Genomic DNA, 15,963 nt, shown 5'->3' on the forward strand with positions numbered 1-15,963 from the left:
GTATGGAAGTACGACGCGGCCACGCTGGGTGTTCGGACGATCTCAGTGAGCGCCTGTTCCGGTGAGGGAGCGGACTTCCAGCTCGGCGAACTTCTGCGGGTCGGCCTTCTCCTTCGACAGGACGGTTCCCAGCCAGCCCAGCAGGAAGCCGAGCGGGATGGAGATGATGCCGGGGTTCTCCAGCGGGAACCAGTAGAAGTCGGCGTCCTTGAACATCGAGGTGGGCTTCCCGGAGACGACCGGGGAGAAGAGCACCAGGCCGACCGCCGAGATCAGGCCGCCGTAGATGGACCAGAGCGCGCCCTGGGTGCTGAAGCGCTTCCAGAAGAGGCTGTAGAGGATCGTCGGCAGGTTGGCGGACGCGGCGACCGCGAACGCGAGGGCGACGAGGCCGGCGACGTTCAGGTCGCGGGCGAGGGCGCCCAGGCCGATGGCGACGGCGCCGATGACCACGGTGGACCAGCGGGCCGCGCTCACCTCCTCCTTCTCGGTGGCCTTGCCCTTGCGGATGACGTTGACGTACAGGTCGTGCGCGAAGGACGAGGACGAGGCCAGGGTGAGGCCCGCGACCACGGCGAGGATGGTGGCGAAGGCGACCGCGGAGATCACGGCGAGCAGGATCGCGCCGCCGGTGGAACCCGCGCCGCCGCCGATCTCCTGGGCGAGCAGCGGGGCCGCGGTGTTGCCCGCCTTGTTCGAGGCCAGGATGTCGTCCCGCTTGAGCAGGGCGGCGGCGCCGAAGCCGAGGGCGATGGTCATCAGGTAGAAGGCTCCGATGATGCCGATGGCCCAGTTCACGGACTTGCGGGCGGCCTTGGCGGTGGGCACGGTGTAGAAGCGGATCAGGATGTGCGGCAGGCCGGCGGTGCCGAGCACCAGGGCCAGGCCCAGCGAGATGAAGTCGAGCTTGCTGAGCGAGTCCTTGCCGTACTTGAGCCCCGGTTCCAGGAACTTGGTGCCCTGGCCGCTGTTCTCCGCGGCCTGTCCGAGCAGCGTGGAGATGTTGAAGTTGAACTTCACCAGCACCAGGAGGGTGATCAGCAGGGCGCCCGCGATGAGCAGGACAGCCTTGATCATCTGGACCCAGGTGGTGCCCTTCATACCGCCGATCGTCACGTAGACGATCATCAGTACGCCGACCAGAGCGACGACCGCGACCTTGCCGCCGTCGCTGGTGATGCCGAGGAGCAGCGAGACGAGCACGCCGGCGCCGGCCATCTGGGCGAGCAGGTAGAAGATCGAGACCACGATGGTGGAGGTGCCCGCGGCGGTGCGGACGGGCCGCTGGCGCATCCGGTAGGCGAGGACGTCGCCCATCGTGTAGCGGCCGGAGTTGCGCAGCGGCTCGGCGACGAGCAGCAGCGCGACCAGCCAGGCGACGAGGAAGCCGATGGAGTAGAGGAAGCCGTCGTAGCCGAAGAGGGCGATGGCTCCGGCGATGCCGAGGAAGGACGCGGCGGACATGTAGTCGCCGGAGATGGCGAGGCCGTTCTGGAAGCCGGTGAACTGGCGGCCGCCGGCGTAGAAGTCGGCGGCGTCCTTGGTCTGGCGGCCGGCCCAGATCGTGATGATCAGGGTGGCGACGACGAACAGGCCGAACAGGGTGATGATCAGCGGGCGGTGCTCGGAGGCTCCGGCGGCGACCGTGGTCAGGTGGAGCGTGCCGCTCATTCCCCGGCCTCCATCCGCGCCTTGATGGCCGAGGCCTTGGGGTCGAGCTTGGCGGCGGCGTGCCGCGAGTACAGCCAGGCGATCAGGAAGGTCGTCGCGAACTGGGCGAGCCCGAGCACGAGGGCGACGTTGATGTTGCCGAAGAGCTTGGTTCCCATGAAGCCGCCCGCGTAGCTGGACAGCAGCACGTAGAGCAGGTACCAGGCGATGAAGGCCACGGTGAGGGGGAACGCGAAGGACCGGTAGGAGCGGCGCAGTTCGGCGAACTCGGCACTCTGCTGGACGGTTGCGAATGCTTCGGCCGTGGGGCCGGGAGTCGCCTGGGGCGTTCCCGTGCTGCCGGGCGGCGGCGCTGCTTCGGTGGTCACGGGGGGTTCTCCTTGTGACGCGGGTGCGGTCGGGACGACGGACAAAACAACCTCCGTGTGGGGGGACGGTGGTGCTGACGCCCCTGTCAACGGCACGGCCGGCGCGTCGGGACGGTTCAACACCTGGCGCTTCTTTGGGAACTGATTTCTCGAACTGATGGCGGAATGGGGAACACCGGCACTAGGTTCCCCATGTCATGAACCCGTCCGCCGTGACCACGTCCGGACGGGCTTCTTTTCAAGGATGATGTGGAGAACCCATGGCTCATCTGGGATCCGGCCGCCGGCGCGCTCTCGCCGTACCGGTCGGCCTGGCGCTCACCGCGTCGCTCGCCTTCCTGCCCGCGGTCTCGGCGTCAGCCGCTCCGCTCGGCAACACGGCGGACGCGGCCGCGGCTTCGAGGGCCGAGACCAACGGCCCCAAGCTGTCGTACGTGGCGAACCTCAACGCCTATGCCACGGTGAAGGCGGCGAAGAAGGCCATCGAGCGGGCCGGCGGAACGGTGGTGACGGCCTATGAGCAGATCGGCGTCGTCGTCGCGCACTCCCAGAACCCGGACTTCGCCAAGCAGCTGCGCGCCAACCGCGGCCTGTTCGTCTCGGTCGGCGCCACCCGTACGGCCCCCCTCTCGGCGGTGCAGACCACCGAGGAGGGTGCGACCCAGCAGCTGAGCGCGGCGGACGCCGCCAAGGCGGCAGCGGCGGCCCAGGAGGGTCAGGAGCCGCTGGAGCCCAACCAGTGGGATCTGCGGACGATCAAGGCCGATCAGGCTCACAAGATCAACGATGGCAGCCGGAGCGTCACCGTGGGCGTCATCGACACAGGTGTCGACGACACTCACCCCGATCTCGCGGCGAACTTCTCCAAGGAGCAGTCGGCCAACTGCGTCGGCGGCGTCGCGGACACCTCCGAGGGCGCCTGGCGTCCCTACGTGGACGGCAGCGACCACGGCACGCACGTGGCCGGCACCATCGCGGCCGCGCGCAACGGCATCGGCGTCAGCGGTGTCGCGCCCGGCGTCAAGGTCGCCGGCATCAAGGTGAGCGAGCCCGGGACCAGCCTCTTCTACACCGAGGCGGTCGTCTGCGGCTTCATGTTCGCCGCCGAGAAGGGGATCGAGGTGACCAACAACAGCTACTACGTCGACCCCTGGCTCTACAACTGCAAGGCGGACGACGACCAGAAGGCGCTGGTGGAGGCCATCGGCCGGGCCACCAAGTACGCCGAGCGCAAGGGCACGCTCCACGTCGCCTCGGCCGGCAACTCCGACCACGACCTCGCCGGGGACTCGATCCTGGACGACACCAGCCCGAACGACACCACCCCGGTGCCGCGCACCATCGACCCCAAGGTCTGCCTGGACCTGCCGACCCAGCTGCCGGGCGTGGTCACGGTCTCGGCCACCGGTGACCAGGGGCTGCGCTCGTACTACTCCAGCTACGGCCTCGGCGTCGTGGACGTCGCCGGACCGGGCGGCGACAAGTGGCAGGTGCCGGCCACGCCGGACGCCAACGGCCGCGTGCTGTCGACCGTCCCGGGCGGCGGCTACGGCTACAAGCAGGGCACCTCGATGGCCGCCCCGCACGTCGCGGGCGTCGCGGCGCTCATCAAGAGCGCCCACCCGTCGGCAACGCCCTCGCAGGTCCAGGCGATGCTGAAGGGCCAGGCCACCAAGGCCTCCTGCCCGGCGAAGATCTACAACGCCGCGGGCACCCTGATCGACGCCACCACCTGCGAGAGCAAGTGGGGCCAGACCGGCTACTACGGCTACGGCGTGGTCGACGCGCTGAAGGCCGTCAAGTAACGGGCCGGCACACCGGCTGATGTGCGGAAGGGCCGGACGGGGACCATCCCGTCCGGCCCTTCCCCGTATCAGCCGTCGGCCGTCAGGGCTTGATCAGCACCTTGAGCGCGCTGCGGTCGTCCATGGCGCGGTAGCCCTCCGGGACCTCGTCCAGGGACACGGCCCGGTCGAAGACCGGCGACGGGTCGATGGCCCCGCTGAGCACGTCCTCGAGCAGCTCCGGGAGGTAGGCGCGGACCGGGGCCACGCCTCCGCGCAGGGTGATGTTGCGGTCGAACATCACACCGAGGTCGAGACCGGTGCCGCTGCCGTGCGGCACGCCGACGTAGCCGATCGCCCCTCCGTCGCGGGTGATGTTCACGGCGGTGCGCATGGACTGCTCCGTGCCGACCGCCTCGATGACGGCGTGCGCGCCCTGGCCGCCGGTGAGCTCGCGGACGGCCGCCTCGGCGGCCTCCCCGCGCTCGGCGACGACGTCGGTGGCCCCGAAGAGCCTGGCTATGTCCGTACGGGCGGCGTGCCGGCCCAGGGCGATGATCCGCTCGGCGCCGAGGCGCTTGGCTGCGAGGACGCCGCACAGGCCGACGGCGCCGTCACCGACGACGGCGACCGTGGAGCCCTTGCGCACGCCCGCGCCCAGCGCGGCGTGGTGGCCGGTGCCCATGACATCGGAGAGCGCGAGCAGCCCGGTCAGCAGGTGGTCGTCGGAGACGGCCTCGGCGGGCAGCTTCACCAGGGTGCCGTCGGCGTGCGGGACGCGGACGGCCTCGCCCTGGCCGCCGTCGTGGCCGACCGAGCCCCAGAAGCCGCCGTGCACGCAGGAGGTGTACAGGCCTTCGGAGCAGTAGTCGCAGGTGCCGTCGGACCACATGAAGGGCGCGACGACCAGGTCCCCGGCGCGCAGGCCCGAGACGGCGGAGCCGGTCTCCTCGACGACGCCGAGGAACTCGTGGCCGATCCGCTGGCCGGGCTGGCGGGCGGCTTCGCCGCGGTAGGCCCACAGGTCGCTGCCGCAGATGCAGGCGCGCAGGACGCGGACGACGGCGTCCTCGGGGCGCTGGATCGCAGCGTCGGGCACCTCCTCCACGCGGATGTCGTGCGGGGCGTGGATGACGGTGGCGCGCATGGTGGTGCTGTCCTCCGGCTAGGGGGTCGTTCAGTCTTGTATGACCTGCCTACGGTACGCCTGCGCCGCGGTGAGTGCGCCCGTGGCCAGCAGGTACTGGGCGGCCAGGTACGTCGCCATGATCCAGAAGTCGGGCCGGGGCAGCTGCGGCCAGTCGGCGACCCCGGTCGCGATGAGCGTGTCGGAGATCAGGAACAGCGCCCCGCCGATCCCGGCCCGCAGCCCGAGGGCGCTGGAGCGGAAGGCCATCGCGGTGAGCAACAGGCTGTACCCGGCGACGGGTATCCGCAGGTCGGCGGGGAGGTCCGGCCACATCAGGCCGATGGTGCCGAGCAGCGCGAGCAGGTACGCGCCGCCGAGCAGCGGGTTGGCCGCGCGCCGGCCGAAGAGCACGAGGTAGCAGACGTGCCCGACGGCGAAGGAGCCCATGCCGATCAGGAAGGCGGCCTCGGCGTCGAAGAGCAGCGCCAGGTCCCCGCCCCAGCCGAACAGCAGGGCGGCGACCAGCAGGCGGGGCGCCCCGCGGGTGATCACGTACGCCACCAGCAGGGGCATCAGCAGCGGCTTCGCGAGGACGTGCCCGAGGTGCCAGTCGGCGAGCAGCGATACGAGGTCGACGGCGGCGGCCGCGGCGAAGGCGCCGAGCAGCGCCCGGGAGCCGGCGGCGCCGCCTGCGGGCACGGGGCGCGCCCAGGACGGCGTACGGGACCCGGCGGCGCTCACGCGGCGTGCTCCGGCTTCGGGGCGGCGGCGGGCGCGGGCGCGGAGGCGGGAGCGGCTTCGGCGGCGGGCGCGGCTGCGGCGGCGGGCGCGGCGGGGGCGGGGGCGGGGGCGGCTTCGGCTGACCGGGCTTCTGCCCGCGGGACTTCGGCCGACCAGGCTTCGGCCCGCGGGGCTTCTGCCGACCGGGCTTCGGCCCGCGGGGCTTCGGCCCGCGCGGCTTCGGCCCGCGCGGCTTCGGCCCGCGCGGCTTCGGCCCGCGCGGCTTCGGCAGACCAGGCTTCGGTCGGCGGGGCGGGCTGCCAGCCGGGGCCGCGGAACACGCGCCCGGCGCGCTCGCGCCAGCTGCTCGCGGCGCGGACGTCGCGCGCGATGGCGGCGTACTCGTGGGTGGCCACGCGCAGCGGGTTGTGCGTGCCGATGTTCTTGGTGAGCCCGTACACGGGCCGTTCCGTCTCCCCCACCCACGAGCCGAACACCCGGTCCCAGACGATCAGGATCCCGCCGAAGTTGCGGTCCAGGTACCCGCCCTGGGACGCGTGGTGGACGCGGTGGTGGGAGGGGGTGTTGAACACGTACTCGTAGGCCCGGGGCAGCTTCCCGATGCGCTCGGTGTGCACCCAGAACTGGTACAGCAGGTTGAGCCCGTAGCAGAACGGGATCGCCGCGGGATGCACGCCGACGGCCACCATCGGCAGGTAGAACCACCAGGTGGTGGCGCTGGTCCAGGGCTGGCGCAGGGCGGTGGTCAGGTTGAACCGGCGGCTGCTGTGGTGGACCACGTGGCAGGCCCACAGGATGCGGATGACGTGGTGCAGGCGGTGCTGCCAGTAGTAGAGGAAGTCCTGCACGAGCAGCATCAGCAGGAGGGTCCACCACAGGAACGGCACCCGCAGCGGGGTGAGTTCGTAGACGGCGGTGAAGACGGCGACGACCGGGATCTTCCAGAGCAGGTCGAAGCCGATGCTGCCGAGCCCCATGGTGATGCTCGTGGCCGCGTCCTTGGTGTCGTACCCGACGGCGTCCTCGTCGGGATGGAGCCGGTAGCTGACCACCTCGATGACGGTGAGCAGCACGAAGGCGGGTATGGACCACAGCACGACATCGGGCAGGTTCGGCATGTGCGCACCATAGAGGCGGCCTCAGGGGTGCCGCTAGGGGTTGTTACCGATCGGTATCCGTCGGGGTTACCGACGGTTCGGAGAGGGTGGGGGATGACGGGTTTCGAGACGGTTCTCTTACGGGTGGCGGGCACGGCGGCGAGCGCCCTGGTCAGATCTGCCCTGTCCCGGGCCCCCGGCGCGGGCCTTACCCCGGACCCGGCACGGCCGGCGCCGCGCTGGCGGCGGCCCGTGCGGCTCGGCGACGGGGAGGTACGGGAGCTGACGCGCACCCTGGCGGCCCGCCTGGGCCCGGCGTGCGACTCCCTCCCGGATCACGAGCGGCTGGCCGCGCTCGACGCGGTCGGCGACGCCTTCGCCGCGCTCGGCCCGCTGGACGCGCAGGCCCTGTTCGCGGCGGACCTGCACCCGGCGGACCTGGCCGCGGCCGTGCCCCGGCCCCCGGCCGGCCTCTCACCCGCCGCCGAGGCCCTGTACGGGCGGCTGCTCCGGCTGTGCTGCGCACACGCGGTGGAGTACGCGACGACCCTGCCGGGCTTCGGGGCCCGGGCCGATGTGGAACTGGTGCGGCGCACCGGGGAGCTGGCGCGGGCGGTGGACCGGCTGACGGACCCCTTCGACGGAGCCGCGTACGCCTTCGAGCAGCGCTACTCCGAGTACATCGCGCAAGCACACGGGCGACTGCAACTCTTCGGAGTCTGTGAAACGCCCGCGGACCTGTCTCCCCTGGTCCATGCCGACAACCTCGTCATCGAGGTCTACGGCAACAGTCCGGTCACCGGAACCGAGGGCATCCCGCCGGAGCGAATCAGGTTCATGTAGCCCGTCTCCGCCCCGGCGGGAACCGCACGTCACCAGACCCGCACCGACCCCCCCTTCGCGAAGGCCGGGCTCGTGGCCTGGGGCGGGATTTCCGTCAGGGGCTCGGCGATGTCCGAGGCCAGCGGGCCGTGCTTCGCCGCCAGCGCGTCCAGCAGCGGGAGGTCGAAGCCGTAGACGCGGGCCGCGTTGCCGCCGACCATCGCGGCGACCTCGGCCCGCGGAAGGCCCGCGTAGGCGATGCGGAGGCCTTCGCGGGAGAAGGGGGTGGTGCCCTCGTCGTGGGGGTAGTCGCTGCCCCACATGATCTTGTCGAGGCCGATCCGCTCCCGCAGCGGGACCTCGTGGGGGCGCATGAAGCTCGCCCCCACGAAGCAGTTGTCGCGCCAGACCTCGCCCGGGCCCTTGCCCATCGAATCGGCCAACCCCGCACCGAACTTGGACTCGGCCGTCGAGGAGGCCGCGACCAGCCGGCCGTGGTAGTAGTCCAGCATCTCCAGCACCCCCGGGATCCAGCCGGAGCCCTGCTCCGTCAGGACCAGCCTGAGGCCCGGGTTGCGGCGGAAGGCGCCGCCGAAGATGAGGTGCCACAGGGCGCGGTGCGAGAACCAGGTGGTCTCCACCATGAAGACCGCACGGGCGGCCGGTTCGTCCCCCAGCGGCGGCGAGGCCGACCCTCCGTGGTGGTTGACCGGCACGTCCAGTTCCGCGCACACCGCCCAGATCGGGTCGTACACCGCCGAGTACAGCTCGGGGACGGTGGAGCCGGGCGGGACGCCGGGCAGCAGGATGCCGCCCGTCAGGCCGGCCTCCTTCGTGCGGCGGATCTCCCGCACCGCCGCGTCCACGTCGTTGAGCAGGATCTGCACCACGCCCGCCCGCCGGCCCGGCGCGTCCGCGCAGAAGTCCGCCAGCCAGCGGTTGTGGGCCTGGAGGCCGGCCCAGCGCATCTCGTACTCCGCGGCCGTCGGAGGCTGGGCCATCAGGGAGGCCTTGGGGAAGAACGGCGGGATGGTGTTGGGGAAGACGACCTCGGCGACGATCCCGTCGGCCTCCAGCTCCGCCAGCCGCCGCGCCGAGTTCCAGTTCCGGTCGGCCGTGTCCGCGAGGAGGTCCTCGTACGGGTTCACGTACGTGGCGGCCCAGGCGTCGAAGTCGTCGTGGTAGCGCTTCTCGAGGTACGGCCTGTAGTCGAGCAGGTCGGCGCCCGCGTGGCAGTCCGCCGAGATGACCGTGTAGCGGTCCTCCGTCACCGCGACACCCCCAGGACCGGGAACTCGTTGTCGGTCAGCCAGTGCCGGCCCACCTCGCGGGAGCGGGCCCAGGAGGCCTCCACCGCCGCCTGGTCCGGGGACTGGCCCAGCTCGGCCGGGGTCGGGCCGATCCGGCGGGCCACGGGGGCGAGCTTGTCCGTGTCGAAGCCGAAGACCTCGGCGGCGGCCAGTCCGAGCATCCGGCGGGTCTCGGCCACCGGGATGTCGTGGAAGGTCTTGCGCAGCCAGTTCCGGGTGTCGGGCCAGGTGCCCTCGGGGTGCGGGAAGTCCGAGCCCCACAGGATGTTGTCCACGCCGATCTCGTAGCGCTGGGCCAGTTCCCGGCGCTTGGTGTTCGTCGCGCAGACGAACACCTGCCGGTCCAGGTACTCGCTCGGCGGGCGCTTCAGCTCCGCGAAGGGCGAGAGCTTCTTGCCGCCGTGGGCGCCGAGGTAGAGGCGGTCCATGAACCACAGCTGGTTCGGCAGCCACCAGCAGCCCGACTCGGCCACGCCGAACTTCAGCCCCGGGTGCCGCTCGAAGACCCCGGACCAGAGCAGGAACCACAGCGGCCGGGCGGGCCACCAGGTGACCTCGGAGACGTAGATCCCGAGGTGGTCGCCGTACTCGTGGCGGGGCGCGGCGCCGGAGTGGGTCACGATCGGCATCGCCGTCTCGGCGGCGGCCGCCCAGACGGGGTCGTAGCGGCGGTCGTGGTAGGGCGCCTTGTCCACCCACATGGAGGGGATCATCAGCGCGCCCAGCCCGGACTCCTTGGCCCGGTGGATCTCGGCGACGACCTTGTCCGGCTCCCCGGTGATGGGCAGGAGCGCGACCCCGCAGTGCCTTTCGGGGTTCTGCCCGACGAACTCCGCCAGCCAGCGGTTGTGCGCCTGCGCGCCCGCCATGCCCAGTTCGGGGTCCTGGTCGCCGGAGAGGCCCAGGCCCACCCCGAAGGGGGCGGCGGTCTGGCTGTCGACGGCGTCCGCGTCGGGGAAGACGACCTCGGCGGCCACGCCGTCGCCGTCGAGCTCCTTGAGCCGCTGGGCGGTGTCCCAGCCGCCCTTGAGCCCCTCCTCGTGGTCGTGGAACCACTTCTCGGCGAAGGCCTCGTTGCGCACGCCGAGCCGGGTGGCCTCCTCGCGGCGGGCGTCGCGCCGGCCGAGGAACTCGTCGAACTGGGGGTGGAAGCGGGAGTCGAGGTACGGGCGGTAGCGCTCGGTGGGCAGGCCCGCGTGGCAGTCGGAGGAGATGATCAGGTACGGGTCTTCGTACGGGGTGTCACTCACGGCAGACGCTCCTCAGTCGAGGATGAAGCTCTCCAGGTAGGCGGGGTTGGCGCGGTCGAGCATCGACTGCGACCGGGCGCGGATCTGCCGGTCGCTGTGCTCGCCGGCCGGGAGCATCCAGAAGCGGTCGGCGCGGATGCCGTCGACGACGTGCTCGGCGACCTCCTCGACCGGGGTGAAGTTCACCTCGTGGCCGGCCTGCTTCATCGCGGCCTCGTACTGGTCGAGGCTGCGGTACGGGGTCTTGCGCGGGCGCTGCTTCGCGTACCGCTCGGGCCGGTTGCGGTGCGACTCCCACAGCCCGGTGCGCAGCATGTGCGGTCCGGGGAAGAGGACGGAGGCGCCGACGGCCGCGCCCTCCGCCTTGAGGTGGGCGTACAGGGACTCGGTCATGGTGACCACGGCCGCCTTGGTGACGGCGTAGACGGAGGCGGTGGGCAGCGGGGCGATGCCGCCGTCGCCGGAGGAGGTGTTGACGACGTGCCCCGGCCCGCCGGCGGCGATCATGCGGGGGACGAAGGCCTGGATGCCGTGGAAGACGCCCCACACGTTGACGGAGAAGGCCCACTTCCAGTCGTTGGGCTCGTGCTCCCACATCCGGCCCTCGGCGCCCGAGCCGACGCCGGCGTTGTTGCAGAGCACGTGGACCGCGCCGAAGGCCTCGTACGCCGCGTCGGCGAGGGAGAGCACGGAGTCGCGGTCGCTGACGTCGACCAGCCGGGCGAGCACCTCGGCCCCGTCCGCGACGAGGTCGTCGGCGGCCTTGCGCAGGGCGCCCTCCTCCACGTCGGCGAGGACGACCTTCATCCCCTCGGCGGCGAAGCGGCGGGCCATGGCCAGGCCGATCCCGCCGGCGGCTCCGGTGACGACGGCCACCTGTCCCGGTTCGAGTCGCATGTCACACCCTCCCCTCGGGCGGCCCGTCCAGGATCTGCATCGGGTCGTCGTAGCGCTGGTGGATGTACGGGAGCAGGGCCTGGGCGCTGACCCGCTCGACGACCCGGCCGTTCTGGTCGGTGGTCTTCTCGCCGATGGTGATCTCCACGAGCCGGCGGACGGGCAGGTCGGCGACGGGATCGAACATGGACTCGCGGAGCACCACGTCACCGGTGATGTGCTCCAGCTTGCGGACCTTCTCGTTCCGGGTGCAGTGCACGAGCACGGGGTCGGCGTCGAATCCCGAACCGTCCACGGCGGGGAGGAACTTGAAGTAGAAGTCGGTCTTCTGGGTGGGCTCGGGCAGCGGCAGCTCGCGGTCCACGGCCCCGCGCACCTCGACGAAGGCGATGCCGTGCCGGGCGAGGGCGGCCCGTACGACCAGGCCCTCGCGCTCGACGGTGACCTCGCCCAGCTTCTTCGGTTCGCCGAAGACCTCGCGGCCGCCGATCAGGGCGCGCTCGTGGGTCATCGGCATGACCAGCGGGTACCAGCCCTGGACCCCGCCGTGCTGGGCGGCGACGGCCACCGAGCCGGCGCCCAGGGGGTAGCCGGGGAGGTCGACCTTGCTGATGTTGGCCCGGACGAGCGGCCGGTCGGCCGGCTTGAGCGGCGGCGGCAGGACCGCCGCCACCACGTCCGGGTCGCTCTCCCAGACGGCCACCACACCGGTGGACCAGATGTCGGGGAGCTTGGAACTCTTCTCGCGCGACGCCGCGATCTCGGCCTCGGTGCGCGCTCCGTACCGTACGCGTGCCATGTCCCGCACCACCTCTCGTTCGGTTCTGTAACACAGTTACACCGCCGACGATGAAGGGTAAAGACCCCTGCACGCACCAGAACTGACGGACCGACAGATGGGTGGGCCGGATCCATGGGCAGAAGCACGCTGACCCGCGACGAGGTGCTGGACGCCGCCGCGTCCCTGGTCAAGCAGCACGGCCCGGCCGCCCTCACCATGCGCAAACTGGCCGCCGAGCTGGGCACCGCGGTGACCTCCATCTACTGGCACGTCGGCAACCGCGAATCGCTGCTCGACGCCCTCGTACGGCGGACCGTCGAGGAGATGGGCGCGATCCGGCCCGCCGGCCGCACCCCGGCCGACCGGATCCTGTCGGTGGCCCGGACCCTGCGCCACGAACTGCGCGAGCGGCCGCACCTGATCGCGATGGTCCACGAACGCGGGCTCACCGAGCGGATGTTCCTGCCCGCGCAGCGGGCCCTGGTGCACGAGGTGCACGCGGCGGGACTGCGCGGCACCCGGGCGGCCGACGCGGTGCGCGCGATCCAGTTCCAGATCGTCGGCTTCCTCCTCGTCGAGCGCAACCGCGAGCGCGCACCGGCCCAGTCCCCCGCCGAGAGCGAGCTCTGGGACCCGGTGGACGCCCCCCACGATCCGGCGCTCGCCCGCGCGCTGGCCCGCCCGGCCGATCCGGAACGGCTGTTCCTCTTCTCCGTACAGGCCCTGGTCCGCGCCCTGCTCGCGCCGCCGGCGGGCCAGGTGCCGCGCCGGGCGCCGCGCTAGGGACTCGGTCGGGGCGGGGGCATCGCGGCCACGGCTGTCGGTCGGGGCCGATATCCTCTGTGACCATGCTCGACGACCGTACGACCGCAGAGACGACGTGGCCGACCGCCTACCCGCAGGGGTACGCGGTCGTCGACGTGGAGACCACCGGACTCGCTCGCGACGACCGGATAGTCTCCGCCGCCGTCTACCGGCTCGACGCACAGGGCAACGTGGAGGACCACTGGTACACGCTGGTCAACCCGCAGCGCGATCCCGGCCCGGTGTGGATCCACGGGATCACCAGCGACATGCTCGGCGACGCACCGCTCTTCAAGGACATCGCCGAGGAGTTCGCGGGCCGGCTCGCCGACCGGGTGCTGGTCGCGCACAACGCCATCTTCGACTGGCAGATGATCGCCCGCGAGTACGCACGGGCCGCCGAGACCGCGCCGGTCCGTCAGCGGCTGTGCACCATCGCCCTGTCGAAGGAGCTGGGCCTCCCGCTGCCCAACCACAAGCTGGAGTCGCTCGCCGCGCACTTCGGCGTGGTCCAGCAGCGCGCGCACCACGCGCTCGACGACGCCCGGGTGCTGGCGGAGGCCTTCCGTCCGTCGCTGCACGCGGCCGCGCGGGACGGCGTACGGCTGCCCCTGCTGGAATGCCGGCCGCTGACGGAGTGGTCCGACTCCCCCGCCACCCCGCGGGTCGGCTACCAGGCCTCCTACCGGGGCGGCAGCTGGCGGCCCTCGCGCAAGCGGCCGCCGTGCCCGCACCCGAACCCGGGGCGCTACGAGGACGGCAGCCCGCTGAAGCAGGGCATGCGGATCGCCTTCTCGGGCGACACCTCCGTGGACCGGGAGCTGCTGGAGGACCGTGCGGTCGAGGCGGGCCTGCACATCGCGACGAGCGTGTCGCGGCTCACCAGCCTGCTGGTGACGAACGACCCCGACTCGGCGACCTCGAAGACGGTCAAGGCGAAGTCCTTCGGCACGCCGGTCGTCGACGAGGCCGCCTTCACCCAGCTGCTGCGGGACGTGGCGGCAGCGGCGGAGGACGGCACCGCGGACGGCAGCGCGTCCGACACCACGGACGGCCCGACAGACGGCTCGACGGACGGCACCCCGGACCGCGCCGCGGACTGAGTCCGATTGCTCCGGGTGGGTGCCGGCGCGGCGACTCACCCCGGTGGATCTTGTTCCTGTGCGCCGCCGTGCGCAGCATGCGGCGCATGGCACGTTGTGAGGTCTGCGGAAACGATTACGGCATGTCGTTCGAGGTGCACGCGCAGGGCGCCGTGCACGTCTTCGACTGCTTCTCCTGCGCCATTCACCGCATGGCGCCCATCTGCGAGCACTGCCGGGTCCAGATCATCGGACAGGGCGTCGAGGTCGAGGGGCAGTGGTTCTGCGGGGCGCACTGCGCCCGCGCGGAAGGGAAGGTGGGCGTCAAGGACCACGTCTGACACCGCGTCCCCGCACGCTCCGCCCCCGGACCCGCCGCCCGCCCGGCCCCGGACGGCCGCCCGCCCGCCCGGCCCCGGACGGCCACCCGGCCGCCCGGGGCCGATCCGCTGGGGGTACCGTCGTGGGCGTGTACCGCTTTGTGCTGACCCGGCAGTGGGTGTGCCTCACCCTCATCGCCCTCGTCCTCATCCCCGTGATGATCAAGCTGGGGTTCTGGCAGTTCCACCGCCATGAGCACCGGGTCGCGCAGAACGGGCTGATCGAGCAGAACCTGCGGGCGAAGCCGGTCCCCATGACGGAGGTCACCTCCCCCGGCCACCGGGTCCCCCGCGCGGACTTCTGGCGGGCGGTCACCGCGACCGGCACGTACGACACCGCGCACGAGGTGGTCGTCCGGATGCGGACCGACAACGACGACAAGGTCGGCTTCCACGTCCTGACCCCGCTCGTCCTCGGCGACGGCCGGGCCGTGCTCGTCAACCGGGGCTGGGTCCCGGGCGGCGACGACCCCCGCGCGTACCCGCCGGTGCCGGCCGCCCCCGCGGGCGAGGTCACGGTCACCGGCCGCCTCAAGGCCGACGAGACCAGCGGCAGCAGCGGCATCAAGGACCGCAAGGGCCTGCCGGACCGCCAGGTCATGCTGATCAACAGCACCCAGCAGGCGCAGTACCTGGGCCGGCCCGTGCTCGGCGGCTACCTGGAACTCACCTCTCCGGCCCCGGCCGACGGCAGCCCCCAGCCGGTGGCCGAGCCCGACCACGACTCCATCGGCGCGCACATGGCGTACGCCGTCCAGTGGTGGCTGTTCGCGTCCGCGGTCCCGGTCGGCTGGGTGGTCCTCGTACGGCGCGAGAAGCGCGAGCGCGAGGAACAGGCGGCCCGATCCGGATCCGCCGGCGAACGGGAGCCCGCGACGGCGTAGCGTGTCGGCATGGATCTTGGACTGAAGGACCGTGTCTACATCGTCACCGGGGCCACGCGCGGACTCGGCTTCGCGGCCGCCCGGGAACTGACCGCCGACGGCGCGCGCGTCGTCCTGACGGGCCGCGACGAGCAGCGGACGGCCGCGGCCGCCGCCGAACTCGGCCCGGACGTGGTCGCGGTGGCCGCCGACAACGCCGACCCGGCGGCGGCCGGCCGGCTCATCGCGACCGCGCGCGAGCGCTTCGGACGCCTCGACGGCATCCTCATCAGCGTCGGCGGCCCCGCCCCGGGCTCCGCGCTCGACAACACCGACGAGCAGTGGGCGGCCGCCTTCGAGTCGGTCTTCCTGGGCGCGGTCCGCCTCGCCCGGGCGGCCGCCGCCGAGCTGGGCGAGGGCGGGGTCATCGGCTTCGTGCTGTCGGGCTCGGTCCACGAGCCGATCCCCGGCCTCACCATCTCCAACGGCCTGCGCCCGGGCCTGGCCGGCTTCGCGAAGTCCCTCTCGGTGGAGCTCGGCCCGCGCGGGATCCGGGTCGTCGGCCTGCTGCCGGCCCGGATCGACACCGACCGGGTGCGGGAGCTCGACGCACTGTCCGGGGACGCGGCGGCGGCCCGGGCCGGGAACGAGTCCCGGATCCCGCTGCGGCGGTACGGCGCCCCGGAGGAGTTCGGCCGTACGGCGGCGTTCCTGCTCTCCCCGGCGGCCTCCTACCTGACGGGCATCATGCTCCCGGTCGACGGCGGCTCCCGGCACGGCTTCTGAGGACACCGCCCGGCCGGGCCGTCTAGTGCTGTGGCCGGGAAGGTTTGCCGGGTCGCGGCGTCCGGTGCGGTGCATCGCAAGGCGGAGGGCCACGGCTTGTACCGGACGTACTTGCGTGGTCCGACAACGCGGCGAGGTGCCGTGCCTGGGGGCACCTCCCAGCGGTAGCTGGGGGAGCGTCGCGACCCGGTGAACCTT

General features: G+C 72.2%; 15 protein-coding genes and 1 pseudogene. 7 read left to right on the forward strand and 9 right to left on the reverse strand.

What is annotated here, in order from left to right; genetic code table 11:
• Nucleotides 1-42: 42 nt before the first annotated feature.
• Together ACFWP3_RS37255 and ACFWP3_RS37260 are read right to left on the reverse strand one after the other, a co-directional pair.
• The gene (locus tag ACFWP3_RS37255) at nucleotides 43-1,671 is read right to left on the reverse strand and encodes a cation acetate symporter (protein ID WP_384230274.1); all 1,629 of its coding nucleotides are present in this window, start codon (nucleotides 1,669-1,671) and stop codon (nucleotides 43-45) included.
• Nucleotides 1,668-2,039, reverse strand: coding sequence for a DUF485 domain-containing protein (locus ACFWP3_RS37260; protein ID WP_384230277.1), 372 nt, complete (start codon nucleotides 2,037-2,039; stop codon nucleotides 1,668-1,670). The genes ACFWP3_RS37255 and ACFWP3_RS37260 overlap by 4 nt, the downstream gene beginning before the upstream one ends.
• A gap of 260 nt (nucleotides 2,040-2,299) precedes the next feature.
• Here ACFWP3_RS37260 and ACFWP3_RS37265 point away from each other — a divergent pair, with 260 nt between their 5' ends.
• Nucleotides 2,300-3,844, forward strand: coding sequence for a S8 family serine peptidase (locus tag ACFWP3_RS37265; protein ID WP_384230279.1), 1,545 nt, complete (start codon nucleotides 2,300-2,302; stop codon nucleotides 3,842-3,844).
• A gap of 82 nt (nucleotides 3,845-3,926) precedes the next feature.
• On the opposite strand, the gene ACFWP3_RS37270 is transcribed toward ACFWP3_RS37265, so the two are convergent.
• The 3 genes and pseudogenes from ACFWP3_RS37270 to ACFWP3_RS37280 all read right to left on the reverse strand — a co-directional run.
• Nucleotides 3,927-4,970 carry a zinc-dependent alcohol dehydrogenase family protein gene (locus ACFWP3_RS37270; protein ID WP_384230281.1) on the reverse strand — a complete coding sequence of 348 codons (1,044 nt, stop codon included), beginning with the start codon at nucleotides 4,968-4,970 and terminating at the stop codon, nucleotides 3,927-3,929.
• Between the two features lie 30 nt (nucleotides 4,971-5,000).
• Nucleotides 5,001-5,693, reverse strand: a complete 693-nt coding sequence (locus ACFWP3_RS37275) for a lysoplasmalogenase (RefSeq protein ID WP_384230284.1) — start codon at nucleotides 5,691-5,693, stop codon at nucleotides 5,001-5,003.
• Nucleotides 5,694-5,976: 283 nt separating this feature from the next.
• Nucleotides 5,977-6,811, reverse strand: a pseudogene (locus ACFWP3_RS37280) (sterol desaturase family protein); the annotation flags it as partial.
• Between the two features lie 93 nt (nucleotides 6,812-6,904).
• Here ACFWP3_RS37280 and ACFWP3_RS37285 point away from each other — a divergent pair.
• Complete coding sequence (locus ACFWP3_RS37285) at nucleotides 6,905-7,633, forward strand: hypothetical protein (protein WP_384230286.1); 729 nt, start codon at nucleotides 6,905-6,907, stop codon at nucleotides 7,631-7,633.
• Nucleotides 7,634-7,662: 29 nt separating this feature from the next.
• Here ACFWP3_RS37285 and ACFWP3_RS37290 read toward each other — a convergent pair whose 3' ends face one another.
• The 4 genes from ACFWP3_RS37290 to ACFWP3_RS37305 are packed head-to-tail and all read right to left on the reverse strand — an operon-like array spanning nucleotide 7,663 to nucleotide 11,868.
• The gene (locus tag ACFWP3_RS37290) at nucleotides 7,663-8,883 is read right to left on the reverse strand and encodes an amidohydrolase family protein (protein ID WP_384230288.1); all 1,221 of its coding nucleotides are present in this window, start codon (nucleotides 8,881-8,883) and stop codon (nucleotides 7,663-7,665) included.
• Nucleotides 8,880-10,172, reverse strand: coding sequence for an amidohydrolase family protein (locus ACFWP3_RS37295; protein ID WP_384230290.1), 1,293 nt, complete (start codon nucleotides 10,170-10,172; stop codon nucleotides 8,880-8,882). The genes ACFWP3_RS37290 and ACFWP3_RS37295 overlap by 4 nt, the downstream gene beginning before the upstream one ends.
• Nucleotides 10,173-10,184: 12 nt before the next feature.
• Nucleotides 10,185-11,069 carry an SDR family NAD(P)-dependent oxidoreductase gene (locus ACFWP3_RS37300; RefSeq protein WP_384230292.1) on the reverse strand — a complete coding sequence of 295 codons (885 nt, stop codon included), beginning with the start codon at nucleotides 11,067-11,069 and terminating at the stop codon, nucleotides 10,185-10,187.
• Nucleotide 11,070: 1 nt separating this feature from the next.
• Nucleotides 11,071-11,868, reverse strand: coding sequence for an acetoacetate decarboxylase family protein (locus ACFWP3_RS37305; protein WP_384230294.1), 798 nt, complete (start codon nucleotides 11,866-11,868; stop codon nucleotides 11,071-11,073).
• A 114-nt stretch (nucleotides 11,869-11,982) separates the two neighbouring features.
• Here ACFWP3_RS37305 and ACFWP3_RS37310 point away from each other — a divergent pair, with 114 nt between their 5' ends.
• From ACFWP3_RS37310 to ACFWP3_RS37330, 5 genes are all read left to right on the forward strand, one after another.
• Nucleotides 11,983-12,633, forward strand: a complete 651-nt coding sequence (locus ACFWP3_RS37310; protein ID WP_384230296.1) for a TetR/AcrR family transcriptional regulator — start codon at nucleotides 11,983-11,985, stop codon at nucleotides 12,631-12,633.
• Nucleotides 12,634-12,698: 65 nt separating this feature from the next.
• Nucleotides 12,699-13,757 carry a DEDDh family exonuclease gene (locus ACFWP3_RS37315; RefSeq protein ID WP_384230299.1) on the forward strand — a complete coding sequence of 353 codons (1,059 nt, stop codon included), beginning with the start codon at nucleotides 12,699-12,701 and terminating at the stop codon, nucleotides 13,755-13,757.
• A gap of 86 nt (nucleotides 13,758-13,843) precedes the next feature.
• Nucleotides 13,844-14,077 carry a hypothetical protein gene (locus ACFWP3_RS37320; RefSeq protein WP_362302298.1) on the forward strand — a complete coding sequence of 78 codons (234 nt, stop codon included), beginning with the start codon at nucleotides 13,844-13,846 and terminating at the stop codon, nucleotides 14,075-14,077.
• 128 nt (nucleotides 14,078-14,205) lie between these two features.
• Nucleotides 14,206-15,000, forward strand: coding sequence for an SURF1 family protein (locus tag ACFWP3_RS37325; protein ID WP_384230301.1), 795 nt, complete (start codon nucleotides 14,206-14,208; stop codon nucleotides 14,998-15,000).
• A gap of 9 nt (nucleotides 15,001-15,009) precedes the next feature.
• Nucleotides 15,010-15,765, forward strand: coding sequence for an SDR family oxidoreductase (locus tag ACFWP3_RS37330; RefSeq protein WP_384230304.1), 756 nt, complete (start codon nucleotides 15,010-15,012; stop codon nucleotides 15,763-15,765).
• Nucleotides 15,766-15,963 lie beyond the last annotated feature (198 nt).

This window comes from Streptomyces sp. NPDC058525, from assembly GCF_042719495.1.
Classification (GTDB): domain Bacteria; phylum Actinomycetota; class Actinomycetes; order Streptomycetales; family Streptomycetaceae; genus Streptomyces.